Source organism: Indolivaga macrotermitis (assembly GCF_900128985.1).
In the GTDB taxonomy this organism is placed as follows: domain Bacteria; phylum Bacteroidota; class Bacteroidia; order Bacteroidales; family Dysgonomonadaceae; genus Dysgonomonas_A; species Dysgonomonas_A macrotermitis.
In genome coordinates this window covers 98603-125309 of the sequence record NZ_FQUC01000002.1, presented here as the reverse complement: position 1 = coordinate 125309, position 26707 = coordinate 98603, and the positions used below count along the sequence as shown (strand labels likewise).

The following is a 26707-nucleotide window of genomic DNA, read 5'->3' as shown; positions in this document are numbered from 1 at the left end:
AATGTAGGTATTTATTTAATAATTAAAATCATGAGAGACACTTATTCAAATTTGTACAAACACGCAAAGATTTTGTCTAAGAACCTTTACGCGAAAGCAATCATGTTGCTTTTTTGTTGTGTAGTATTTGCTCCTGCTATATACGCGCAACAATTGAACGTAAAAGGTACTGTGACAGATGAATCCGGAGAGCCCATCGTAGGAGCTTCTGTCAAAAGCGGCACTACGGGAACTATATCAGATTTAGACGGAAAATTTACATTGTCGGTACCATCGGATGCCACACTTCATGTTTCTTACCTCGGGTATTTGTCCCAGAGTGTAAAGGTTGGAGGTAAATCTACTGTTCTTATTACATTAGTAGAAGATACTCAGAGTCTGGATGAAGTAGTGGTAGTAGGTTACGGTACTCAAAAATTGAAAAACGTAACCGGAGCTATTACCCAGATATCAGCCAGTACTATCGAAGAATTACCTGTTTCGAATTTAGCCGAGGCTTTAGCAGGACAAATCAACGGACTATCGGTAACCGGTGGTAGTTCACGTCCCGGAGATGCAGCAAGTTTGAGTGTCCGTCAATCATTTTCATACTCTAAAGATGGAGGAACATCTATTCCTCTTATCATTATTGATGATGTTATGCAAATTGACCCTAATACAGGACAGCCAACATTGGAACAATTTAATCTCTTGGATGCTTCGGAAGTAGAAAGTATTACAGTGTTACGTGATGCCAGTGCGGCAATTTATGGAACACGTGCTTCTCAAGGAGCTATATTGGTTAAGACTAAGCGCGGTCAACCCGGTGTTCCCAGAGTTAGTTATTCCGGTAAATTTGGTTATAATGATGCTGTAGGTCATTCTAAAACTCTAAATGCTTATGATTATGGCGTTTGGTCAAACAGTGCATTGGTTGCAGCTGGTAAGGTTAAAGCTGGCGAAGTAGATAAGTTATTCAGCCAGACTGAACTGGAAGAGATGAAAGGGCTTAACTATGATTGGTTAGATAAAGCATGGTCTTCTGCAACTACAATGACTCACTCTATAAATGTAAACGGAGGGTCGGACCGGGCTACTTATTTTGCGGGAGGTAGTTACTTTACACAAGGTGCTAACTTAGGAAAACAGGATTATGAAAAATGGACGTTCCGTGCCGGATCAGAAATTAAATTAGCCTCTAATCTGAAATTTACTGCTTCGGTATCTGCAAATCAGACTTCACAGGAAAAATCCTTTACAAAGAATGGTAGTTCTATCGCTGCTTATGGACAGAATGCCGGTGAGCAGGGCGATTATAACCTGTTACTGCATATGCCTCAATATATTCCGTGGGAAGTGACTTTGGATGATGGTAATACCTATTTTACGTCTCCGGCATTAGGCTCTCATGCATCTTCAGGGAATGCCACATCTAATAATCAGGTTGCATCATGGAACTATTTCAGTATAATGGAAGATGGTTCGATGCAAGAGAATAAAGATTTCGGTTATTCAGCCAATTTCTCTTTGTCGTACGAAATTCCTTTTGTCAAAGGATTAAGTGTAAAGGCTTCTTACGCTACAATGCGAAGCAATCATAAAGCTGAACAAAATCAATTACCTTTTACTCTTGCATTCTTGGGTAGTAAGATGACAAAGGAAAACAAACACCTTTATAGTGCGTGGACCAGTGTTGACGATTATGCATTTAAATTAAATGACAAGCAATCGCGTATAGTTTATGATGACGTAGTAAACAGCAATCGTCAAATGAACTTTTATGTAAACTATGACCGTACATTCGGAAAACATGACGTATCTGCTATGTTTTCTATAGAGCGTACAGACTCAGAATGGATAAGCGACAGACAATTATACGAAAATCCAAGTATTCCGTACTTAGGAACTAATGCTACTGCAGGTACACTATCTTCCAACAGCTATCATTATAGAAGCGAATCAGGGTCTCTTTCTTATTTAGGACGTGTAAATTATAATTACGAAGGCCGTTATATGGCTCAGTTTATGTTCCGTTCGGATGCGTCTACCAAGTTTGCTCCTGAAAATTATTGGGGATTCTTTCCAGGTATTTCAGCAGGTTGGATTATTTCTGAAGAACCTTGGTTTAAAGAAAGTGCCAACTTAAGCCGTTGGTTTGATTATTTGAAATTAAGAGCTTCATGGGGGCGCACAGGTAAAGACAATATCAAAGCTTGGGCGTGGATACAACAATATACAAATAACACAGACAAAGGATTTCAATTTGGTACTGCCGGAGGAACACTTGGTAACGGTATTACTCCGGATAAAGTGCCCAACCGTAGCGCCCATTGGGACAAAACTGATAAGTGGAACGTCGGTTTGGATATGAGATTCCTTGACGGACGTTTGAGCGCAGGTATAGATTATTACTATGATATCAATGATGATATCCTTAATCAACAAATGGCTTCTATCATAGGTGTTCCTATCACAGTGGGAGGCTCGTATGCTGAAGAAAACTTCGGTAGAATCGATGCTTATGGTACAGAAATATCTATCAATTGGCGTGATAAGGTAGGACCTGTAAACTATAATGTTGGAGTTGATTTTGGATTTAGCGGAAGTAAAGTAAAGGAATGGCCTGATCTTCCACCTAGTTATCCTTCAGCTAATACTCTTCGGGTAGGATCTTCAACATTTATGCCTGTATGGGGATATAAAGTATGGCGTGGAACATCTACAGGTGACGGTATTTTACGTAATCAGGCGGATATCGATGCGTACTGGAATTATCTGACAGAGAATGCAACGGCTGCAGGATCTACACCGAAATTTTTTAATATTTCAGACAAATCGGGTTTAAAACCGGGTATGTTAGCTTATCAGGATATTAGCGGAGCTTTAGATGCCGATGGTAATTTGGCTGCTCCAAACGGACAAATTGCAGATAAAGAAGATTTAGCTAAGTTAAAGAATAACGACAAAACTTATGGTTTTAATACAAAGATAGGTGCATCGTGGAAAGGAATCAGTTTTAGTGCTCTAATTTCCACATCATGGGGTGGGGTGCGTACAATCGATAACTATAAATTGCTGACCAGTAGTAATCAGATGATTTGGTCTCCCGAATCTTACTGGTCTGATATGTTTGATGAAGAATTAAACCCTAACGGAAAATATCCTAATATAGGATATAGCGATGTAAACCAGCTTGCTCAATCCGATTTCTGGACTGTAAGTACTTTCCGTTGTTATATCAGAAATATGAGTGTAGGCTATACTTTACCTAGAGAGTGGATTAAAAATTTGAGAATAGAATCTGCCAAGTTAAGTCTGACAGGAACAAACCTTTGGGATTTCTATAATCCGTATCCTAAAAAATACCGGAATATGTATGATAGCTCAAAATCTATGTATCCTACATTGAGAACTTGGTCATTAGGAGTAAATCTAACTTTTTAAGAATCGCTAACAAAGAATAGAACATGAGAACAACTAAAATATTATGTGCAACATTACTAAGCGGCCTTATCTTATTTAGCGGGTGTAGTGATACCTTTCTCGAAGATAAGAAGCAGTATGGTAAATTTGATGAAAAAACAGTTTTCTTGACCGATCAGACTATTGGTTGGTATGTCGATAGAATATATTATGACTTTTATTATGGATATAATAGCCCCGGTAAGAATATAGTAGGACTTTGGGAAGACCGTACTTCATGGACAGAGGAAAAGGGTGGCATAACTGATTTGCTCAATCCTAAAATGGAAAAAACCAAAACAGACGAATGTCCTAATTATTTTGGAGGCGCAATAACCAGCGGTACAAATAATTATACCTATACAAAAATAAGGAATTGCAATTTCTTACTGGAAAGGGTAGACGAATTAGCAGGAAGCACTGTAACAACGAGCGCAAAAGACCTTGCCAAAGGGCAGATGTATTTCTTACGGGGAGTACAATATTTCGATTTGATGCGAATGTATGGTGAGGTACCTATTGTGACCGAGGTAGAAATAGCTTCGTCTATCGATGAGTCGATCAAACACCCAAGGGCTTCTGTTTCTGAAGTTGTGAAACAGATTATTGCAGATTTGGATGCAGCTGCCAGCTTATTGCCGATGACTTGGGATGCAGCTAATCGCGGACGTTTTTCGAAAGCTGCTGCTTTGGCGATGAAGAGCCGTGTTTTACTTACTTATGCTAGTCCTCTTTTCAATAAAGACTGGGACAATCCAAACAACGAACGTTGGGCTGCTGCTTTGGCCGCAGGAAAAGAAGCAGAAGAGGCTCTTGGTACCGAATATGGTTTATATGGAGAAGATAATCCTGGAAATAATGCTAAGGCTTGGGGCGAGATGTTTTTGATAGACCAAGGTGCTACTTTCTGTAAAGAAGCAATTATGGTTAAATTATTATCGTCAAATACAAGTGCGGCGGAAAATAATGGCTGGGAAAACAGTATTCGTTTGCTAAGCCAAGGCGGAAGCGGAGGCTTGAAGGCTCCTAAAGAAATGATAGACCTATTCCCGATGAAAGACGGAAAACGCCCCGATGATCCGACTTCAGGTTATGATGAATTCAAATTCTTCCTGAACCGCGATCCCCGTTTCTACCGTACATTTGCATTCTCCGGAAGCAAGTGGGATTATAAAGGAACAGAAGATGAAGTTTGGGCATATCGTTGGGGTGATAATGGCAGCTTTAGTTACAGTGATGGAAATACAGGAGTAAATAGTCCGGCGTTTGTACGTAAGATGTCAGATCCGAAAGCGGATAATGCCGATTTCAAATATTCAACAACAGATATAATGGAATACCGCTATGCTGAATTATTATTGAATATTGCAGAGTGTTATGCTGCTAAAGATGATAAAGTTAACAGTTTGGCTTATTTGAAACGTATTCGTAAACGTGTTGGTATCCCTGAAGGTTCGGCGAATTATGGGCTCGGTACATTCTCTAATAAATACGATGCTCTAAGAGCTTGCTTATATGAGAGACAAGTCGAATTGGCTTATGAGGGAAAACGTTGGTTTGATATTCAACGCTGGATGCTTTATAATGACGATAATAGTACTGCAATTGTAAGCGCAAACAATACATGTGCTAAATTGGGCGTGACTCCTCTTAACAGTACATGCCGGACAGGACATTATCTGCAATACAATGTAAGTACAACATCAGGAGATGATCCTTTATTGAGCATACGTCCTACAGCAGTAAACCCTGATGCCGGTACCTTTGATGCGGATTTGAAAACTCTGGCTCAGTTTTATCAAGATCATTTTGTTTTAGTTGAACCTGAGGTTGCGATGGATAACTATAACAATGAACCTGTTAATATTTTATGGCGTCAACGCTATTATATATATGGTCTTGACAGAACAGCGCTTTCGCAAAATACATGGTTAACTCAAACCATTGGTTGGTTGGATGCTAACAGTGCAGACGGAACATCCAGATATCAGGAATAAAAAACTATAACATAATGAACTTCTGCGGATTTGATTCCGCAGAAGTTTGAAACAATCTCAAACTAAAAAGTAGTAAAACAATACTTTGAGATCTTTAGACCACAGGGTATATCATAAATATTTAATAATGAAAAAGAATTTATTTATTCCATGTGTTACTTTGCTAATGTGTGCGTCTACAACATTAGTTTATGCCCAGTATCCTCAGGTTCCTGATGATGTAAAAAAGGCAACGGACGAAATGATGAAAGAAAATCAACGTCTTTCTGACATAGCCTGGGAAAAAGCATTGCCGATTATACAGAAAGAGGCTAAAGAAGGGAAACCTTATATTCCTTGGGCTGCTCGTCCTACCGATTTACCTCAGGCAGATATTCCTGCATTTCCGGGTGCTCAGGGTGGTGGTGCTTATAGTTTCGGAGGTCGTGGCGGAAAAGTTATAGTTGTGACAAACCTGAACGATAGTGGCCCCGGAAGTTTCCGTGAAGCTTGTGAACAAGGAGGAGCCCGTATTATTGTATTTAATGTTGCGGGAATAATCAGATTAAAAACGCCGGTTATTATCCGTGCGCCCTATATTACTATTGCAGGACAAACAGCTCCGGGAGATGGAATATGTATTGCCGGAGAAACCATTTGGGCAGATACACATGATATCGTTGTGCGACATATGCGTTTCCGTCGTGGAGAGACTAATGTAGGTCGCCGCGATGACTCTTTTGGAGGGAATCCGATAGGAAATGTTATGATAGACCACTGCTCGACAAGTTGGGGATTGGACGAAAACATTTCTTTCTATCGCCATATGTTCGATCCGGGAGATGGATCAAAACACCTGAAATTGGGCACTGTAAATGTTACTATCCAGAATACAATATCTTCTCAGGCACTGGATACTTATAATCATGCGTTTGGTAGTACTCTTGGTGGCGAAAATTGTACTTTTATGCGTAACCTTTGGGCTAATAATGCAGGACGTAATCCTTCTATTGGCTGGAACGGAGTTTTCAACTTCGTGAATAATGTAATTTATAACTGGGTACACCGCTCTGTGGATGGAGGTGACTATACAGCCCTTTATAATATTATCAACAATTACTATAAACCGGGTCCACTCACTCCGAAAGATTCGCCCGTAGGACATAGAATATTAAAACCGGAATCGGGACGTAGCAAATTAGGTTATTATGTTTTCGGGCGTGTATATGCTAATGGTAATATTATGGAAGGTTTTCCTGAAGTTACAAAAGATAACTGGGCAGGAGGTATTCAGGTACAAGAACAGAAAGATACCGAAGGATATACTGAAAACATGAAATGGGATAAGCCTTTCCCTATTCAGAATCCATTCCCTATAATGTCGGCCCAAGAAGCATATAATTTTGTGATGGATAATGTAGGTGCTACATTCCCTAAACGTGATATAGTAGACCAACGCGTTATCGAACAGGTGAAAACCGGAAATGTTTATTATGAAAAAGGGCTTGATCCTAATAGCTTTTATCAGTTTAAACATCGCCGTCTGCCTGCCGATTCGTATAAACACGGTGTCATTACCGATATATCTCAGGTAGGAGGATATCCCGAATATAAAGGAACTCCATATAAAGACAGTGATGGTGATGGAATACCTGATGCATGGGAAGTTAAATACGGATTAAATCCAAATGACCCGTCAGATGCTGTCAAAGATATGAATGGAGATGGTTACACTAACATCGAAAAATATATTAATGGGATTGATCCTACAAAAAAAGTAGATTGGACAAATCCTGATAATAATTACGACACATTAACAGGTAAGAAAAGTTTGTTTTGAGCATTTTTAGATTAGTTTCTATGATTGACGGTGCATGATTTAACCGTGTACCGTTAATCATTTTTAGAAAATATGTCAAGGAGAAAAATATGAAAAGTTTATTAAGTATTATAGCAGGTTTTTTCATTTGTATGTCTGCCTTCTCTCAGAATGATGCAGAATATACAAAAGTACTGACAGGTAGAGCAGATAAAATTGTAAAGACACTAGGTATCACTGATTCGGAAAAATATAACAGGGTTATAGAAACTCTGGTAAATCAATATAAAGCTTTAGGTGAAATAAATGATGGATATGATAATAACATCAAAGCAGCTAAAGGGAAAATAGCAGATAAAGCAAAATTAGAAGAAGCATCTCAAGCTTTGTCTAATGAGAAAATGACTCAATTATATAATGCACAGTGTGCATTTTTAGGGAATTTATCGGCAGACCTGACAAATGAGCAAATTGATCAGGTGAAAGATGGCATGACTTATGGGGTGCTTATGGTTACCTATAAATCGTATTGCGATATGGTTCCTTCATTAAAAGACTTTGAGAAGCGACAGTTGTATGCATGGTTGGTTGAGGCTCGTGAGCATGCGATGAGTGCATCGTCGTCGAAAGATAAACATGGCTGGTTCGGTAAATATAAAGGACGAATTAATAATTATCTGTCAAAACAAGGATACGATATACAAAAAGAGCGTGCGGCGTGGGAAGAAAGAGTTAAAGCTGCGGGTGGTACACTATAATACATTCATTCGTTTTTTGATTGTTTGATATAGTATATATAACTTAAGCGCTATGAAAAAAATATCCGTTTGTTTTCTTATTTTTCTTTTAACAGGAACAAATACTTTTTCCCAAAAAAAGAATGTTCCCACTCCGATTCCTCCTATTCAGTTTAAGGAAGGAAAGCTTTCTTATCAACCTGATAGTTTGGGAAACCGTATTCCTGATTTCTCATATGCAGGATATATGGCAGGAGAAAAACCTATCCCGAATGTTGAAGTAAAGGTTGTTGTACCCCTTACGAACGGGGATGCAACAGAAGCAATTCAAAAAGCGTTGAATTACGTTGGTTCGTTGAACCCCGATACAAACGGATTCAGAGGTACGGTATTACTACAAAGCGGAGAATATAAAGTATCGGGAAGTTTGCTAATTCGAAATTCGGGAGTTATTCTAAGAGGAAGTGGAACAAGTGATAAGGGAACAAGGCTGACTGCAACGGGTAAAGATCGTCGTACATTGATACGTATATTGGGAGAGAATGACAGAGTTATAAAAGAGGCTATTCCAGTTAATGATACTTATGTTCCGGTAAACTCTATGTCCGTTACATTACCGGCAAATCACAACTTAAAAACAGGAGATAAAATATTAATAAAAAGACCTTCTACTAAAGAATGGATCGATAAGCTTGGTACAGTACATTTTGGTGGAGGTATAACAGCTTTGGGCTGGAAAGCGGATGAACATAACATTTATTGGGACAGGACTATAACATCCGTCAATAACAATAAAATAACAATCGACGCCCCTATTACGACAGCATTGGATGCTCAATATGGCGGCGGATATATCGTCCCTTATTTTTGGGACGGGCGTATTTCTAATATTGGTGTTGAGAATTTGACACTGGTATCGGAATATGATAAACTTAACCTGAAAGATGAAGCACATTCGTGGATGGCTATTACTATTGAAAATACATCGGATGCCTGGGTGAGGAATACAAATTTCAAGCATTTTGCAGGTTCAGCAGTAATGATCCTCGAAACATCGAAACGTATTACAGTCGAAAATTGTAAATCGCAGGAACCCGTATCCGAAATTGGAGGACAACGTCGGTATACATTCTTCACAATGGGGCAACAATGCCTGTTTCAAAGATTATATGCAGAACAAGGTTATCACGATTTTGCGGTCGGATTTTGTGCAGCAGGGCCGAATGCCTTTGTACAATGTTATTCGGGACTGCCATATAGCTTTAGCGGCGCTATCGACAGTTGGGCATCGGGTGTATTATTCGATGTTGTGAATATAGACGGTAACGCTTTAAGCTATAAAAACAGGATGCAGGAAGGGCAGGGTGCCGGATGGACGGCAGCCAATAGTGTGTTCTGGCAGTGTTCGGCTTCTCTGATTGAAAATTTTGCACCGCCAACTGCACAAAACTGGGCTATCGGATCTTGGTCGGAATTTTCGGGAAATGGATATTGGAACGAAAGCAACAATCATATCCAACCCAGAAGTTTGTACTATCAGCAATTAACAGAACGGTTAGGAAACGAATATACGGATAGGGCGAATTTATTACCTTTCAGCGGAGAGGCCTCCAGTTCTCCCCCGATAGAGGTTGCTATGCAATTGACAAAAGAGGCGTATACTCCAGCTCTGACCCTATTTGAATGGATTGACAAACTTCAGGCTGGCAATAATATACCTGTTTCTTTTGACGAATCTCTCCTTTATAAGGAAGGCAATACCAAAGTATTGAAGCAGATATACAAACCTGCAGCTAAAACTTCTCCGTTAATGATAAAAAACGGATGGCTGGTAAGAGGAAATGAAGTACAAACAGGTTTGAAACATACTATCCAGTGGTGGAACGGTACTGTTCAACCTGCATATTTAAACAAATCGGCATCACCGCATGTGACACGTTTTGTACCGGGAAGAACAGGAACAGGCTTAACAGACGATATTGACTCTGTTGCTGTAATAATGAAACGGAATAACATTGCAGTATTAGATCATAACTATGGCTTGTGGTACGAACGCCGGAGGGACGACCATGAACGTATCCGACGTATCAATGGTGATGTATGGGCTCCTTTCTATGAGCAACCTTTTGCCCGTAGCGGAGAGGGTACTGCTTATGATGGATTGAGCAAATATGACCTGACAAAATATAACGATTGGTATTGGAGGCGCCTTCACAGGTTTGTAGAAGTAGCAGACCGGGAAGGTTTAATTTTGATGCACCAGAACTATTTTCAACATAATATCATTGAGGCGGGAGCGCACTGGGCTGACAGTCCGTGGCGTCCGGCGAATAACATTAACAATACAGGTTTTCCGGAACCGGCTCCATATGCAGGGGACAAACGGATATTCTTAGCTGAGCAGTTTTACGATATAAACCATCCGGTGAGAAGAGAACTTCATCGGAAATATATTCGTCAATGTTTGGATAATTTTAGGGGACAAAATGGTGTTATCCAACTGATAAGCGCCGAGTATACTGGTCCTCTGCATTTTGTTGAATTTTGGTTGGATGTTATTGCCGAATGGGAAAAAGAAACAGGTGAAAAACAATTGATAGCGCTTAGTACAACCAAAGATGTACAGGATGCGATTTTGGCTGACCCTGTCCGTTCTGCAATTGTAGATATAATAGATATTCGTTATTGGTTTTATAGAGATGATAATACGACTTATGAACCAAAAGGAGGGCAAAACCTGGCACCCCGTCAACATGCGCGTTTGACAAAAACAGGCAAGCATTCTTTTGCGTCCGTTTACAGAGCCGTTAATGAGTACCGAACCAAATATCCTGAAAAAGCTGTTGTTTATTATGCCGATACATATCCTTCACAGGCTTGGGCTTCCTTTATGGCAGGTGGTTCGCTGGCGTGTTTACCTGCTATCAAAGACGACGCTTTTTTACAACAGGCATCTTCTATGTCTGTCCTCACTGAATTGAATACAGAAAATCAATATGTACTTGGCAATCCGGATCGAGGTTATATCATTTATGCCGAAACCGGAAACATAGACTTGAATCTAAATGCAAAATCGAAGTTTGACTTGTTTTGGATTAATCCCCAATCAGGAGAGGTAATTAAGGCTAAACAACAAATAAAAGGCAATAATACTATAAAACTGACAAGTCCTACAGGGCAGGCAAGTGTAGCCTGGCTGGTGAAAAAATAAAAACCATATGAGAAAAACATTTTTATTCATGCTGATAGGGCTTATGATGTTGGCATGTAACACGAATAAAAAAGAAAAAAACAGTAGGGATGTAACCACGACTGAGGATAAAGAAGTATATATGTTTACTTCTTTCAGAGAGCCTGCGACAGATGGGTTGAGGTTTCTTTATAGCTACGACGGTTATAAATGGGACAGTATCCCCGGTGTATTTCTGAAACCTGAAACAGGTATCCAAAAGGTAATGCGCGATCCCAGTATTGTTGCAGGTCCCGATGGAACTTTCCATCTTGTATGGACTTGCAGCTGGAAAGGCGATCCCGGATTTGGATACGCGTCTTCCAAAGATTTGGTTAACTGGTCTCCTCAACAGTACATTCCCGTGATGGCTTTTGATACAACGACTGTAAATGTGTGGGCTCCCGAACTTTTTTATGATGATGAGAACAAAGATTTCGTCGTTGTATGGTCTTCTACTATTCCCTTCAAATTTGAGAAAGGTATAGAAGACGAATACAATAACCATCGCCTGTATTACACGAAGACAAAAGACTTCAAAGATTTTACCAAGGCAGAATTATTATATGATCCGGGTTACAGTTCTATCGATGCCATTATTGTGAAAAAGGCCCCTGCCGACTATGTTCTGGTATTCAAGGATAATACTCGTCCCGAACGAAATATGCACGCTGCCTTCGGAAAATCAGCAACCGGGCCATACCAAAATCCGACAGAGAAGTTTACAGTTAATTTCACCGAAGGTCCTTCGGTTGTAAAAGTCGGAGACGAATGGCTGATCTACTTCGATGCTTACGAAAAGAAATCATACGATGCCGTATCTACCAAAGATTTCAAAACATTTACCGATGTGAACGATAAAATATCCGTACCCGAAGGACATAAGCACGGAACAATTTTTAAAGCTAAAGAAAGCATTCTAAAAGGACTTATCTCAGCTAAAGCCAATAACTAATTATGAAAAAAGCGATTTTACTTTCTTCATTCTGTATTTTTAGCTTGTTGCAATTACAGGCTCAGGATGGAGTACATTATACAGGGAAAACATTATCGAATGTTGATTACCATCATGGGCAATTAAGTCCTGCGGTCGGTACCCATAATATTCAGACATTGAGGGCAAGCCGCGAGCATCCGGACAGAGAGGGTAGCGACGGTTTGGGATGGACATACAATCATGCTCCCATGCTGGCATATTGGAACGGCACATTTTATCTCGAATATTTGAATGCGCCTGTGGGCGAGCACGTGCCCCCCGGGCAAACTATGCTGCAAACATCGAAAGATGGTTATAACTGGTCTAAACCGCTACCGCTCTTTCCGAAATATAAAGTTCCCGATGGATATACCAAGCCCGATTATGAGGGAGTGGCAAAAGATTTATATGCTATCACACACCAAAGAGTAGGCTTCTTTACATCTGCTAAAGGACGTCTGTTGGCTATGAGTTACTATGGAGTTTGTCTGGATATGAAAGACGATCCCAATGATGGCAACGGAATAGGGCGTGTTGTGCGCGAAATCAAAAAAGACGGTTCTTTCGGAGATATTTATTTTATCCGTTACAGTCATAATTTCAATGAGAAGAATACAGATTATAAATTCTATAAAAAGAGTAAAGACAAAGGGTTTATTGAAGCTTGTGACGAGCTGTTATCCAATCCATTGTATATGATGCAATGGGTCGAAGAGGCAGACCGCAACGATCCGCTTATTCCGCTGAAAAAACCGTATAAGGCATTCAGTTATTATACTTTACCAGATGGACGTATCGCAGCATTGTGGAAACATGCACTTACGGCGATCAGTCAGGACGGGGGAAAAACTTGGCCCGAAAATGCATACCGTGCTCCCGGATTTGTAAATAGCAACGCTAAGATATGGGGACAAAAGACTTCGGATGGTAAATACGCGACTGTTTATAATCCTTCGGAGTTCCGTTGGCCGTTGGCTGTATCTACCAGCGAAGACGGATTGAATTATAATACACTTTATCTGGTGCATGGAGATCTTACTCCTATGCGTTATGGCGGAAATTACAAATCGAGAGGCCCCCAGTATGTAAGAGGTATTCAGGAGAATAACGGAACTCCGCCCAATGGCGATATGTGGGTGACTTACAGTATGAATAAGGAAGATATGTGGGTGGCCCGTGTTCCTGTTCCTATTACAGACAAAGCAATAAGTCACGCTGATGAAACCTTTGACACGATGCCTGAAGGCCGTGAATTGGATGTCTGGAATATATATAGTCCCCTATGGGCTCCTGTGAAAATTGAAAAATGGAATGATGGAAAACGCTGGCTATCGTTGAAAGACTGGGATTATTTCGATTACGCCAAAGCGGAAAGAATAGTTCCCGAATCTAAAACATTAGATGCATCTTTCGCTGTATTACCGGCTCAGAATGATAAAGGAAATTTGCAGATCGAATTTCAGAATTCCAAAGGAGAGGCTTGTACACGCATTATATTTGATAATGACGGTCTGATGAAACTGAAAACAGGTTCACGTTATAATACATTGACTCCGTATGAGGCAGGAAAAGTCTATGATATTTCGGTATCCCTTACTACCGCAACACGTAGCCTGACTATGAAGATCAATGACAAAAATATACCTGCAAGACTATTTTTCAATCCGGTAGAATCTATCACCAGAGTGGTGTTTCGTACAGGAGATTTACCAATCGAACCTACACCTAATACGCCGGCCGACCGGTTTACGGATATGCCTGATACAGGGACAGACGAACCCCGTGCCGAGTATTATATTTCTTATCTGAAAACATCCGATTCTTCTAAAAAATCGGCAATCTTAGATGTGGATAATTTCAAACATTATGTTGATTATTTCAACACAATGGAAGACGAAAATATTGCACAGGCAATTCCTAATTCTCAGTCATGGGAATGGATGAAAGCTAATATTCCATTATTTGAATGTCCGCAGGAGAACTTCGAAGAAATGTTCTATTACCGTTGGTGGTCGCTCAGGAAACATATCAAGGAAACACCTGCCGGTTATGTTATGACCGAGTTTCTGGTTAACCGGACTTATGCAGATAAATACAATCTTATATCCTGCGCTCTGGGACACCATATATATGAAAGCCGCTGGTTGCGGAATCCTGAGTATCTGAATCAGTATGTACATGTATGGTTCAGGGGAAATGAAGGGCAACCGATGAAGAAATTGCGAAACTTCAGTAGTTGGACAGCAAATGCTCTTTACAATAAATACCTTGTTGATGGCGATAAGAATTATTTGTTGGATATGTTCCCCGATCTGGAAAAAGAATATGCATTATGGGAAGGAGACCATCGTTTGCCAAGCGGATTGTATTGGCAGGGAGATGTGCAGGACGGTATGGAAGAAACTATCAGTGGTGGACGCCGCAAACAATATGCCCGTCCGACAATTAATTCTTATATGTACGGAAATGCGAAAGCTCTGGCCGCAATTGCCCGTGTAAAAGGAGATGAAAACACAGCGAAGAAATACGACGAAAAAGCCTTGGAAATAAAAACTCTCGTTCAAAACCAACTCTGGAATAATGATAGTCTCTTTTTCGAGACATTGAGAAAGCCCGGAGAGTTTGCTTTGGTACGTGAGGCTATCGGATATCTTCCATGGTATTTCAATCTGCCGGATGACAAAGCCAATTATGCGCAGGCATGGGGACAAGTGAAGGACGAAGGAGGTTTTTCTGCTCCTTATGGTTTGACTACAGCCGAACGTCGCCATCCTGAGTTCCGTACGCATGGCTGTTGCAAATGTGAATGGGACGGTGCTATATGGCCTTTTGCTACATCGCAGACGTTGACAGCTATGGCTAATTTACTGAATAATTACAAACAAAATGTAGTAAACGACAGCGTATATTTCCACCACATGGAGTTGTATGTCGAAAGTCAACATCATCGCGGAAGACCTTATATAGGTGAATATTTGGATGAAGTCACCGGATACTGGCTAAAAGGAGATCAGGAGCGTAGCCGTTATTATAATCATTCGACTTTTAATGATTTGATTATTTCGGGATTGATAGGTTTAAAACCCAGACTTGATAATGTATTGGAGGTAAACCCACTTGTTCCTCAGGATAAATGGGATTGGTTCTGTCTTGATAATGTTCCGTATAAGGGAAAAACTGTTACTGTTGTTTGGGATAAAACCGGCGAAAAATACAAGAGAGGACAGGGTTTTTATATCTTACTGGATGGCAAAGTTGTAGCTAAATCAAATAAACTCGAAAGATTAGTTTATAATATCTAATACAAGTATGAAAAAACTAATAGCAAGTATATGCTTACTATTGTGTGCGACGGTCGCATTTCCCGTGAAGATTCAAAATCTTTATTGTGAAATGCGGCATGAGCCACTGAATGTTGAAAATCTTACTCCCCGCTTCGGATGGAAATTGGCAGCAGATGGAGAGTACCAGGCTTTCTATCAGATAGAAGTTCTGCAAAATGGTAAAACGATTTGGAATTCAGGGAAGAAGGCTTCCGGTCAAAGCCAACTAGTCCCTTATACGGGAAAACCTTTGGAAAAGGGAAAACGGTATGACTGGACGGTGAAAGTCTGGAATATGAAAGGTAACGGTACAGACGAGGCTTCTTCTTACTTCGATATGGCTCCTGACTTATCTCAAACCAAAGCAAAATGGATAGGTGCGATAACACGCGAAGATTCTAATCTTCCTATAGGGAGACGCGACTTTCACGGGCCATCCTTCAAGAATAAAGAAAATAAAGACGTTTTCGATAGAGTCAATCCGTTAGCATTGAAAAGTATAATGCTGCGGAAATCATTTAATACCCCGAAAGAAATAGACAAAGCTATTGTACATGTTTCCGGACTTGGACACTACAATTTATCTATTAATGGAGAAAAAGTAAGTAAAGATGTGTTTACTCCTGTCTGGAGCGATTATGATAAGACAGTTTACTACAATACTTATCAGGTAGATACATTACTAGAAAAAGGTAACAATGCAATAGGGGTAGTTTTAGGTAACGGCTTCTATAATGCGATGGGGAATCGGTATCGTAAATTGTGGATATCTTTCGGCCCACCCACTTTGTTTTTGGAAATGCACATTTATTATAAAGACGGGACTTCCGATACAATAGTTTCGGATGAGTCGTGGAAATATGCATTAAGTCCTATTACGTTTAACGATATCTACGGAGGGGAAGACTACGATGCCCGTTTAGAACAAAAGAATTGGAACAAGTCCGATTTCAGTGATTCTAACTGGAGTCCGGTAGTTATGCAAGGGGCACCTAAGGGAACATTGCGTCCGCAGCAAATTACAAGCGTGCGGAAAATGAAAGAATATGGTGCTGTTACCATGTCAAAGATAGACACTTCATATGTGTTGGATATGAAACAGAATTTGTCGGGGTATCCGGCCATAAAAGTAAAGGGCAAAAAAGGCCAGACAATAAAACTCACGGTGGGGGAGCTCCTCAATCCGGAAACAGGTAAAGTTTCGCAAAAACAGTCGGGAGGGCCTCATACCTATTCATATACGCTGAAAGGTGAAGGAATTGAAGAATGGCATCCGGAGTTTACCTATTATGGCTTTCAATATATACAAGTTGATGGAGCGGATATGCTGACAACCGAATCCGACAGGCCTGTTGTATTAGATATTAAATCTCATTTCGTTTATAACTCGACACCCGAGAGAGGGCATTTCGAATGTTCGAATGAGATATTCAATAAAGCTCATGAGATTATAAAAAATGCAGTAAGAAGCAATATGCACTCTGTATTTACAGACTGTCCTCACCGCGAAAAATTAGGATGGCTCGAAGAAACACACCTGAATGGCCCCGGTCTTCTTTATAACTGGGATATGACACAATTCTATCCTAAAATCATGCAGGATATCAGAGATGCCCAGGATGCGGGAGGTTTTATCCCGACAATCGTACCTCAGTATGTTGTATTTGATGAGAGCCTCGATGTTTTTCACGATTCGCCCGAATGGGGGATTGCTGCTATTATTGATCCATGGCTGTATTACAAATTTTATGGCGATGATTCATTGATAAAAAATTATTTCGATGTGATGAAAGGGTATGTGAATCATATGACCTCTCGTTCGACCGGTTATATCGTATCCCATGGGTTAGGCGATTGGTATGATTATGGTGAACATCGGGCTGGTTTTTCGAAGAATAGTCCGGTTGAAGTTTCGGCAACTGCACATTACTATTATGCTGCACATCTTGTTGCGGAAGCAGCAAAGATGTTAGGTAAATCGGGTGATGAAAAGAAATACCGTGCACTGGCAAATCATATACGGAATGCTTTCAATACAAAGTTTTTTAATAAAGAAACAAAGCAATACGGTACGGGAAGCCAGTTCTGTAATGCCGTTGCTATATATATGGGATTGGTGGAACCGGAATACAAACAGGCTGTGATGGAAAACCTGAAAGCTGATATACGTAAACATGGTAATCGCCTGACAACAGGCGACGTCGGCAACCGTTATCTTTTTCAGGTATTGGCTCTGAACGGAGAGAATGAACTGATGTATCTGATGCACAATCATACGGATGCACCGGGCTATGGGTTTCAGGTAAAATACGGTGTTACGACCCTGACTGAACAATGGGATCCCCGAAAAGGCGCTTCGTGGAATCACTTTATGATGGGGCAGATCGATGAATGGTTTTTCAGAAGTCTGGCAGGGATAGAGCCTGTAAAAGACGGGTTTAAGGAGTTTAATATTCAGCCCCAGCCAGTTGGAGACCTTAAGTGGCTAAAAACATCTCATGAGACATTGTACGGTAAGATCGTAGTTGACTGGAAACGAGAGAATGGAAAATTTCTCTTATCGGTAGAAGTCCCCGGAAATACCAGAGCAAATGTAATCTTGCCTGATGGAAGTAAAAGAACAGTAAGCTCAGGCAAGCACGACTTTGAGTGTAAACTATAAATTATTGGTATGAAGATAAAAAATATATTAGCCTTATTATTAATCGGGAGTTTTGTTATCTCGGTAAACTCTCAATCAAGCGGGTTAACTAATACTATGAAAAGCCCTTATGCAAAGATGCATAACTTAAATCTGAATGATGTATCATGGACGAAAGGTTTTTGGGCGGAACGGTTCGATGTCTGTAAAGATACAATGTTGATTAATATGTGGCGAATCTTTGATGATCCGGAATTAAGCCATGCATACCGCAACTTTGAGATTGCGGCAGGTTTTGAAAAAGGTGAACACAAAGACCCTCCATTCTTTGATGGCGATATGTATAAATGGCTCGAAGGTGTAGCTGCGGTTTATGCTATCACCAAAGATCCCGAACTGGACCAGTTGATGGACAAGTTTATCGAAACTATCCGTTTGTCGCAACGTGAGGACGGATATATCCATACTGCAACCATCGTTGCCGATATGAACAATCCCGGAGCTAAAAAAGGATTCGAAGAACGTCTTCATTTCGAGACCTATAATATGGGACATTTAATGACTGCCGGATGTGTACATTTTCGTGCTACAGGAAAAAGGTCTTTGCTCGATATCGCTATTAAAACGACCGATTTTCTGTATAATTTCTATAAAACTGCAACCAATGAACTGGCACGTAGTGCTATTTGCCCTTCTCATTATATGGGAGTGGTGGAGATGTACCGTACTACCCGTGACCCCAAATATCTGGAATTGTCTAAAAGCCTTATAGATATCAGGGGAATGGTAGAGAATGGAACGGACGATAATCAGGATCGGATCCCTTTCCGTGAACAGAAAACAGCAATGGGGCATGCCGTGCGTGCCAATTATTTGTATGCAGGTGTAGCTGATGTATATCTGGAAACAGGTGATAAAACATTACTGGATTGCCTGAATCCGATATGGGACGATGTTACTTACCGGAAAATGTATATTACAGGAGGATGTGGAGCCTTGTATGACGGAACATCTCCTGATGGTACAGCTTATGAGCCCGACAGTATACAAAAAGTGCACCAATCGTATGGACGGGCATATCAACTGCCTCAGGAAACAGCACATAATGAGACATGTGCCAATATCGGAAATATGCTTTGGAATTTCAGGATGCTACAGTTGTCGGGCGATTCCAAGTATGCGGATATAATGGAACTGACTTATTACAATAGTATTTTATCGGGAATTAGTCTGGATGGAAAGAAATATCTTTATACAAACCCTTTGAGCCAAACAGCTGATTTTCCTTACAATTTACGTTGGGGTAATTTCAGACAAGAATACATAACTTGTTTCTGTTGTCCGCCCAATACAGTTCGTACTATCGCAGAAGCTAACAGTTATGCTTATGCTGTATCAGATAAGGGGTTGTATTGTAATATTTATGGAAGTAATACGCTAAATACAAAAACAACTGACGGGAATGAAATAAGCCTTATTCAAGATACGGATTATCCTTGGGATGGTACTATAAAACTGATTATAGACAAAGCTCCGGAAAAGGCCTATTCCTTTTTCCTGAGAATTCCCGAATGGGCAAAAGGTGCGAGCATTTTGATCAATGGAAAACAATCTGATACTAAGATTACATCCGGTACATATGCCGAGATAAAAGGAACTTGGAAAAAAGGAGACGAAATTGTATTGGATATGCCTTTGCACGCCCGTTTGGTAGAATCAAATCCGTTGGTAGAAGAAACCCGTAATCAAACAGCTGTAATGTACGGACCCATGGTTTATTGTTTGGAATCGATAGATTTGCCTGCCAATACTTCTATTTACGATGTCGTAATTCCTGCTAATATTCAACTTAAGCCAAAGCCTATTTATATGGAAGGTTCCAAAGTTGTAGCTTTAGAAGGAATCGCTAAAAAGAAACAAAGTACGGATTGGAATAATAGACTGTACCATGAAGTTAAATCCGGCATGCAGGATATAAATATTTCCCTGATACCTTATTATGCATGGAATAACCGTGGAAATTATGATATGTCAGTGTGGTTGAAACTGGGAGGTTATTGATTTTCTACGATATATATACAAACCAATTTCTTATTAATGTGAATGAGTAGTTGAAAACGTTCTTTGATATACACAATTTCGTTTCTGCCTGTCAACCGAAGGCTTATTGGTAAATGAGCAAAAAATAAAGAACTTCTTTCAATTATTAAGAGTCAGTTTTAAATTTATCTATATATAAAGGAGGTTCTTTGAAATACTGAAAATGAGAAAAAAAACTAAAAAGTACGGAGAAAAAAAATGAGACAAAGGTGTCACTTTTGTCACCTTTGTCACTTTATGAGGAGTAATTCACTGATAAACAATAGAATAAATAGGTGACAAAAGTGACATTCAGGTAACAGACAGATGTCACCTTTGTTTAGTCATTGTCACCTTTTTATAAAGACTGCCACAGCTGAAAAAAGATCGCATTTCAACTGCTGATTGACATTCTTTATTTAAAAATAGCTTAGAATTATCAGAATAAGAGAGTCATCTGACTTTAGAAAAAAAGAATTTGTATAATAGAAGAAAATTAAGAATACTTAAAACGAACTCCCGGATTCTTCGGGAGTTTTTTATTTCGGACGTTTTCGGGTAAATAGAGAAGGAGACTTCGTACGTTAAAAAAAAGTTTCTATTTATTCTACAAATATTATCTTTGACGCAAATAAAAGATGAAAAGATGACAGATCAGGAAAAATATGATAAAATATTTGAGTCTAATAATAGCTGGATTGAAAAGAATAAAGTAGATAATCCCGGATTATTTAAATTATTAGCTGCAGACCAGCATCCCGATTTTTTATATATCGGCTGTTCAGACAGCAGGGTTCATCCAAACCAGATTATGGGGTTAAAACCGGGAGAAGTTTTTATTCACCGTAATATTGCGAACATGGTTATAACCACAGACCTGAGTGCTCTCTCGGTTATCAACTATGGTGTGGAATATCTGAAAGTTAAATATATCATCGTTTGTGGTCACTACGGATGTGGAGGTATACAAGCTGCTATGGCAAAATCGGACTACGGTATACTCAACCCTTGGCTAAGAACTATACGGGATGTTTACCATCTTCACAAAAAAGAGCTCGATGCTATTGAAAGCAAAGATGCTAAGCATCGCCGCCTTGTCGAGCTTAATACCTATGAACAATGTCGCAACATTCTGAAAATAGGAGAAGTACAGAAGTCATATTACGAAAAAGGGTATCCTAAAGTTGCCGCATGGGTATTCGATATCAAAGACGCCCGGCTCCATGATTTGCATTTCGATTTAGATGGAGAGCTCGAAAAGATAAAAGATATTTATGATATTACAGGTAATCTGTAAATAATTAGATAAACATACTTGGCTGAAAAGGAAAGTAAGCCCGGGCTAATCTCCGATTTCTTTACTGTAAGAAAAGTCCTTATCTGCAAACAGCGATGCAATACCTGTTATTTGTTTTAGGCGAAGAATCTCGTCCAGATCCATTCCCACATGTTTGGATATCCATCCCGGAGACCTGCCGATCGATATCAGTTCTTTGACGATATTAGCCATCATATCAATATCGTGAGAACCTCTGGCCCTGTTGTGACGTACTGTTGAGGCCATCCGGTCGTCGAGTTCACGTTTCGATTCGCGTATAAAGGTGACAGGCAAACGTCCGTAAGTGTTTTGCGATATTTTTAAAGAATGTTTCTCAGCCTGCCTGCGGTGAAAACCATCTACTATCCTGAACAATCCGTCTTCGGGGCAAGTAACAATTGGCATCGTATAGCCATCCTCTTCTATCGAGGTTATTAATAATCTCTTTTCAGGAGGGGCTACATTGTTGGGGTTATAGTCGTTGCCTTCTATATTCGCTGTTTTTTCCCAAGCCACAAAATCAACAGGCTGGTGCTTTAATGGGCTGACCTTATGTAACATCAGACGTATATAGTTGAGGGTGTCAATCTTATAATCTAAATCGGATAGTTGTCCGATAAGCGTGCAAATCTCTTTAGTAAGAGATTGTATAGTCTTGTTTATGTCGGTTGTATCTGGTTTCATAATAGTATTTTGTATTTTTCGAGTAGCTCCTGCTGGCGTAAAATCTGCCGTTTGGTTATAGAGAATGAGAGAGACTGGCATGTAATGTCATTCTTTAGAATAGCCATACACATACGTTTCCATGATAGGAAATCGGTTTTGTTATCCAGACCAGGCAATACATCCGGTATTGTTTTGAATCTGACAACGTATTTATCTCCTTTCCCGCGATTACTGAAAGTGTATGTGTTAACAATCATATCCGGATTTAACTGTTCTATATCTTCATTAGCAACAGGACTTCCTGTTTTATTCCAGTAACGGATAAAGCGGATAAACTTGGTCATATATATTTTACGGGTTTCCTCCGGTAAAGTTTTTAACAGGAATTTGCAGTAGCTTTTCCAAGTATGTCCTTCAGGCAGTATAATTTTTTTTGAGCCTGTGGCTTTGGTGCCACAATATATATTTCCGAAGTTGGCTCCGCTGACCCTGTCTACGAGGCGTACCCATGTTTCGGGTTCAAGTATCTTGAACAGATTCAATCCCGCTTTTTGCTCATCTCCGTATGGTTCGCAAATTCGCATCCTCGAAAGAGGTACTCCGGCCTTATAAAATAAGTCATAAATCTGATTATATGGTTTATTGAACTTTCCGTTGTATACCCAGATATCAGATACTTTCCAATCGAAGATCGGATAAAAATTATAACAGGATTCGGAAATCTGTGTAGAATATTTCTTCCCTTCGAATAGAGATTTGTCCTCTCTGTGTATAGCCCAATAACGGTTCAGGCTTTCGTCCGAACGAATACCAATCAGGCAAGCCGTTCTTTTCGAATTGGTATGTTTATTGAGCCAGACTCCAAAATTAGGAGCAAACTCTTCGAAAGTCATATTCTCTTTGTAAAACCCGAAAGGATTATTGTTTTCATTTATAACAAATGGATGGTTCGGCATAGGGCGTACCCACTTGTCTTTCTTCTTCGAGTCCCAGAATATCCAGTAAGGTTCGTACATTGAAACAGCGTTTGTTGTGATAAGAGGAAGACATACCCAATATGGATTAATCAGATCGAGATTCTCGAGATACATTTTTTCTACAAAATTCATCGTTGTCTGATAAGACGCTTCTACATCGATATGCAATACCGTGATCTTTTTAGTTATATGATGGGTACGCATATAATCGAGAGTCAGGTTGAGCAATACCCCACTATCTTTACCACCCGAGAAAGATACATATATGTTATCGAAGTGGCTGAAAATATACTCGATGCGCTCCATCGTTTTCTGATATACATTCTTATACAGCATAACTCTTGGGTATTATACGGTCTTAACCATCTTGAAGTATTGGGTATATTTTTGTTCGAGCGAAAAACCGAGGGATTCGAGAAGTTCGAGTTCGCGCTCGACTGCAGTAAAAGAGACCATAGTTCCCGTATTCATATCCGAAAGAGCTTTGTCTATCAGTATTCTTAACACATTATTATCCTGCCAGGTAAAATCATTACAAATATTCTTGTTATGAACGGATAAGAAGCCGATTACCATATTCTTATTTTTCATTGCTATATACCAGATATGATCTTCGGTATTCTTGAAAGGATAGCCACCATTCAACCGGATAACAGTGGGATTCATAACAAAAGGTCCGATAAGGTTATATAAACGGTTGTCGGTTCCCCATACTTTTTCGATATGATAAGTTTGTGCTTTAATATCAGGTGCGTTCATCGTATGTGTTGTCTTAAGTTTATAAACATTTTATAAATTCGGCAAGTCTGTTTTTATCTGCCAGTAAGCTGTGTAATTCTTTGGCTAATTTGTTTTTCCGTTTCAGATTCTCTACAATAATCTTGTCTATCCCCGAATTGGTAACAAAGCGTTTTACAACTACACCGGATATACCGCAATCTGCTATATATGTAAAGCAACGCCGGTAATCGGCATAATGGAAAGATAAGCTGAAAAAAACTATATTGTGACAATTTGCTATACCGCTTAGCTTAGTTGCCGGAGAATACAATGTGGAAATTAGATACTTTTTCTTTTTCTGCAGAAACAAATCCTTTTCCAGACTGTGATCTTCTTTATTTCTTATAACAGCGCAATTCCTCCTACCCAGAAAATACAATAGTATATCTATCTCGAACAGATATTTGCAGAAGATAATACTATTTTCTTCTACGTTTTCTTTAAACAGGAGGAGCTTATTTGTTTCCGAAGATCCCGGAATATTGTCTTTTCCCAGCGGGTATCCGCAGACGATTTTTTGGAGGGAGATAAAAGTCCTGAAAACATCGTGTATAGTTAATTCGTTTTTCTCGATGAGTAGTAGTAGTTCTGTTTTTTTCTTCGAATAGTGATACTTCTGCCTCGAAGTCAGGTCGCAATAGTAAGTATATGTCTTTATCTTCGCTTTACATTTGTTTGTTTTTTCATTTTCAAGGCTGAAAGTATAAGGTTCGATCTTATCAACAAGATAACCTATATTTTTATATCCTAATATATGATTATTATCTAATCCGCCGAATATGATATGCATTCTGGAAAAATCTTCCCAACGGTAATACCGCAGGATTAGGCTATCCAGTATATTGTATTGCATGTATACATCATGTATTTGATTGGTGATCAGAGAGTCTGTCATAATCAGTTTATAATTGCATTTATTAGCTATATTCTCCATTCTCTGTGACCGGACGGATAGGGGAGATTTAAATAAATGACAACTGTCGATCAGTATCATTGTCGCAGAGTTTGCATAAGACGCCAGTCTCTCATATAATTGGAAATTACGGCTGAGGCTCTCGATACTGATAAAAAGGGCAGGAAATGTTTTGTTTTTCCAAATCGAAGAATATAAATCTTTAAATTGTCTGATGTCTTCTTTGGGCATGAAAACGATCAATCTCTCCAACTGCATTGCCCGATAACGGCTCTGTACTAACCTAATTGCGACTAGCCACCGGCTTGATTGCGAATCTGAGATCAAAGCGCCTACTTTCCGCTGACATAAGAAACGAATTGCTTTTGTTTCGACTGGCGAAACATCCGAAAGTTCGGGCTCGATATCATCTTCCAATTGCTTATGCAAACAGTACTGATTACGTTTAATTTCGCAATCGTGTATTATTTCGTGTAACTGACTTTTCAGAGAATCTTCGATTTGCTCGGCTTTGCAAAGGCACCAGTCTTTACTATATGTATTAGATTGTATCTCGACGAAAAGTTTTAGACGCGCATTGATTACCTCAAAAAAAACTTTGACTTTAACCGGATGTGTGCGGTCAATGTAATATGGAATATATAGCCTTTCCCCTGATGATGCATTATATATTCTGGATCCCTTAATTCTACATTGAAGCTTCATAAGAAGATTTTCCATATAGTGTAAGTCTGATGTTAAGTAAAAGTGTTTATTGGCTATTAGCAAAATTCTATATTTTATAAAATTAGCAATTCATTTTTTAACAAAATAGCATATCGGATGCTTTTAATGAAAAAAAACAATTTTATTTTTCTTTTTGTATATTTTATTGAAAATTGTTAACTGTTTACAAGTGTATTGAGCATATCGACAAGCGGTTTCGACAATATACAGGTTTTATCTACTGCAAATGAAATATGGAAATAATCATGTAGGAATAACTCTTATCCCTACATGATCTGTTAAGTGTTACTCATTAGATATTTCTTGCAAAAGTGATTTTAGTTTGAGAGTATCTACAATAACTGATATACCGTTCTTTACCTTTTGTTTTTGGCTGGTACCAGTTGGCAATACAGAAACAATGCCCAGGCTTAACATCTTATCCAAGCGGGTTGCCGATATATCCAATGCCGTTCTGATAATTTGATTCAGTTTCAAAGGCAGGCTATGGTCGAGTTTTATTTCGAACTCAACAAAATCGGAGTCGATTTCTGCGATCTGCGACAATGATAATTCTTCTCTGATAATATTGTACTCCATCTGACTGTAATCGTGTTCTACCTGATTTCTTTTTGCCACGTCCGAATCCAACGCATATTGCGATGCCTGCTGATCATCGTTTTGCATAAATTTTTGAAGAAGAACTCTATCTATCATATCAGGTTTTGTACGCGATAAGATGGTCAGATTATAAGTTGTGTCACAATCATTACATCTGTAAATAAGCCATACATCCAGATACTTCTTTTGTGAGTTTAGCCGGAACTTATCACTACAATAAAAAAGGGTGTTTTTGTTACATTTACTGCACTTTTTCTTTATTAGGGGAGTTGTTAAGGCGGTAACTTCCCATGTATAATGTTTAACGGTTTTCATATAAGAACAATCCTTTCGGAGTTATATCCTGCTTCAACACAGCAGTGTACGCCGCATTAAATTAATACAGGATTTTACGGATGCCGGTGACACCGTAAATAATTTATATTTTGAATGATTTAAATGATATACCGATTCGGATGAAGTTGTCCCGAATGAAAAACATCAGCTTGTGGTATGTTGAAGCTGAC

The 26707-nt window shown here is 39.3% G+C and carries 15 protein-coding genes; 10 read left to right on the top strand and 5 right to left on the bottom strand.

Annotated elements, in window-relative coordinates; translation table 11 throughout:
* Positions 1-72 precede the first annotated feature (72 nt).
* The 10 genes from BUC12_RS03660 to BUC12_RS03615 all read left to right on the top strand — a co-directional run bounded on the left by BUC12_RS03660 (position 73) and on the right by BUC12_RS03615 (position 21518).
* On the top strand, positions 73-3423 hold the full coding sequence (locus BUC12_RS03660) for a SusC/RagA family TonB-linked outer membrane protein (protein WP_244893469.1): 3351 nt from the start codon (positions 73-75) through the stop codon (positions 3421-3423).
* A gap of 23 nt (positions 3424-3446) precedes the next feature.
* Entirely contained in the window at positions 3447-5438 is a 1992-nt protein-coding gene (locus BUC12_RS03655; RefSeq protein ID WP_062176792.1) for a RagB/SusD family nutrient uptake outer membrane protein, read from the top strand.
* Positions 5439-5565: 127 nt separating this feature from the next.
* A complete protein-coding gene (locus tag BUC12_RS03650; protein ID WP_062176795.1) occupies positions 5566-7257 on the top strand; it encodes a hypothetical protein in 1692 nt (563 codons plus the stop codon).
* 89 nt (positions 7258-7346) lie between these two features.
* Positions 7347-7994, top strand: a complete 648-nt coding sequence (locus BUC12_RS03645) for a DUF3826 domain-containing protein (RefSeq protein ID WP_070808545.1) — start codon at positions 7347-7349, stop codon at positions 7992-7994.
* Between the two features lie 52 nt (positions 7995-8046).
* Complete coding sequence (locus BUC12_RS03640; RefSeq protein WP_062176797.1) at positions 8047-11184, top strand: DUF6298 domain-containing protein; 3138 nt, start codon at positions 8047-8049, stop codon at positions 11182-11184.
* Between the two features lie 46 nt (positions 11185-11230).
* Positions 11231-12157 (top strand): glycoside hydrolase family 43 protein, encoded by a 927-nt coding sequence (locus BUC12_RS03635; protein WP_394333925.1) that lies wholly within the window; start codon positions 11231-11233, stop codon positions 12155-12157.
* 2 nt (positions 12158-12159) lie between these two features.
* Entirely contained in the window at positions 12160-15480 is a 3321-nt protein-coding gene (locus BUC12_RS03630; protein ID WP_062176803.1) for an MGH1-like glycoside hydrolase domain-containing protein, read from the top strand.
* 7 nt (positions 15481-15487) lie between these two features.
* On the top strand, positions 15488-18163 hold the full coding sequence (locus tag BUC12_RS03625) for a glycoside hydrolase family 78 protein (RefSeq protein ID WP_062176805.1): 2676 nt from the start codon (positions 15488-15490) through the stop codon (positions 18161-18163).
* 15 nt (positions 18164-18178) lie between these two features.
* Positions 18179-20203 (top strand): aceric acid hydrolase, encoded by a 2025-nt coding sequence (locus tag BUC12_RS03620; protein ID WP_394333924.1) that lies wholly within the window; start codon positions 18179-18181, stop codon positions 20201-20203.
* 664 nt (positions 20204-20867) lie between these two features.
* On the top strand, positions 20868-21518 hold the full coding sequence (locus BUC12_RS03615; RefSeq protein ID WP_062176812.1) for a carbonic anhydrase: 651 nt from the start codon (positions 20868-20870) through the stop codon (positions 21516-21518).
* 45 nt (positions 21519-21563) lie between these two features.
* Here BUC12_RS03615 and BUC12_RS03610 read toward each other — a convergent pair whose 3' ends face one another.
* The 5 genes from BUC12_RS03610 to BUC12_RS03590 all read right to left on the bottom strand — a co-directional run bounded on the left by BUC12_RS03610 (position 21564) and on the right by BUC12_RS03590 (position 26516).
* Positions 21564-22100, bottom strand: coding sequence for a ParB N-terminal domain-containing protein (locus tag BUC12_RS03610; protein WP_201780482.1), 537 nt, complete (start codon positions 22098-22100; stop codon positions 21564-21566).
* A gap of 119 nt (positions 22101-22219) precedes the next feature.
* Entirely contained in the window at positions 22220-23518 is a 1299-nt protein-coding gene (locus tag BUC12_RS03605) for a DUF3440 domain-containing protein (RefSeq protein WP_062176815.1), read from the bottom strand.
* 12 nt (positions 23519-23530) lie between these two features.
* Positions 23531-23941: a hypothetical protein gene (locus BUC12_RS03600; RefSeq protein ID WP_062176818.1), complete on the bottom strand. Its 411-nt coding sequence runs from the start codon at positions 23939-23941 to the stop codon at positions 23531-23533.
* Positions 23942-23960: 19 nt separating this feature from the next.
* The gene (locus BUC12_RS03595; RefSeq protein ID WP_062176821.1) at positions 23961-25595 is read right to left on the bottom strand and encodes a hypothetical protein; all 1635 of its coding nucleotides are present in this window, start codon (positions 25593-25595) and stop codon (positions 23961-23963) included.
* 291 nt (positions 25596-25886) lie between these two features.
* Positions 25887-26516: a DUF1062 domain-containing protein gene (locus BUC12_RS03590; RefSeq protein ID WP_062176824.1), complete on the bottom strand. Its 630-nt coding sequence runs from the start codon at positions 26514-26516 to the stop codon at positions 25887-25889.
* Positions 26517-26707: the final 191 nt, after the last annotated feature.

Coding starts and splice junctions, on each gene's coding strand:
- BUC12_RS03655 (WP_062176792.1), top strand. CDS start 3,447: ATGAGAACAACTAAAATATTATGTGCAACATTACTAAGCGGCCTTATC.
- BUC12_RS03650 (WP_062176795.1), top strand. CDS start 5,566: ATGAAAAAGAATTTATTTATTCCATGTGTTACTTTGCTAATGTGTGCG.
- BUC12_RS03645 (WP_070808545.1), top strand. CDS start 7,347: ATGAAAAGTTTATTAAGTATTATAGCAGGTTTTTTCATTTGTATGTCT.
- BUC12_RS03640 (WP_062176797.1), top strand. CDS start 8,047: ATGAAAAAAATATCCGTTTGTTTTCTTATTTTTCTTTTAACAGGAACA.
- BUC12_RS03635 (WP_394333925.1), top strand. CDS start 11,231: ATGTTGGCATGTAACACGAATAAAAAAGAAAAAAACAGTAGGGATGTA.
- BUC12_RS03630 (WP_062176803.1), top strand. CDS start 12,160: ATGAAAAAAGCGATTTTACTTTCTTCATTCTGTATTTTTAGCTTGTTG.
- BUC12_RS03625 (WP_062176805.1), top strand. CDS start 15,488: ATGAAAAAACTAATAGCAAGTATATGCTTACTATTGTGTGCGACGGTC.
- BUC12_RS03615 (WP_062176812.1), top strand. CDS start 20,868: ATGACAGATCAGGAAAAATATGATAAAATATTTGAGTCTAATAATAGC.
- BUC12_RS03610 (WP_201780482.1), bottom strand. CDS start 22,100: ATGTTACATAAGGTCAGCCCATTAAAGCACCAGCCTGTTGATTTTGTG.
- BUC12_RS03605 (WP_062176815.1), bottom strand. CDS start 23,518: ATGCTGTATAAGAATGTATATCAGAAAACGATGGAGCGCATCGAGTAT.
- BUC12_RS03600 (WP_062176818.1), bottom strand. CDS start 23,941: ATGAACGCACCTGATATTAAAGCACAAACTTATCATATCGAAAAAGTA.
- BUC12_RS03595 (WP_062176821.1), bottom strand. CDS start 25,595: ATGGAAAATCTTCTTATGAAGCTTCAATGTAGAATTAAGGGATCCAGA.
- BUC12_RS03590 (WP_062176824.1), bottom strand. CDS start 26,516: ATGAAAACCGTTAAACATTATACATGGGAAGTTACCGCCTTAACAACT.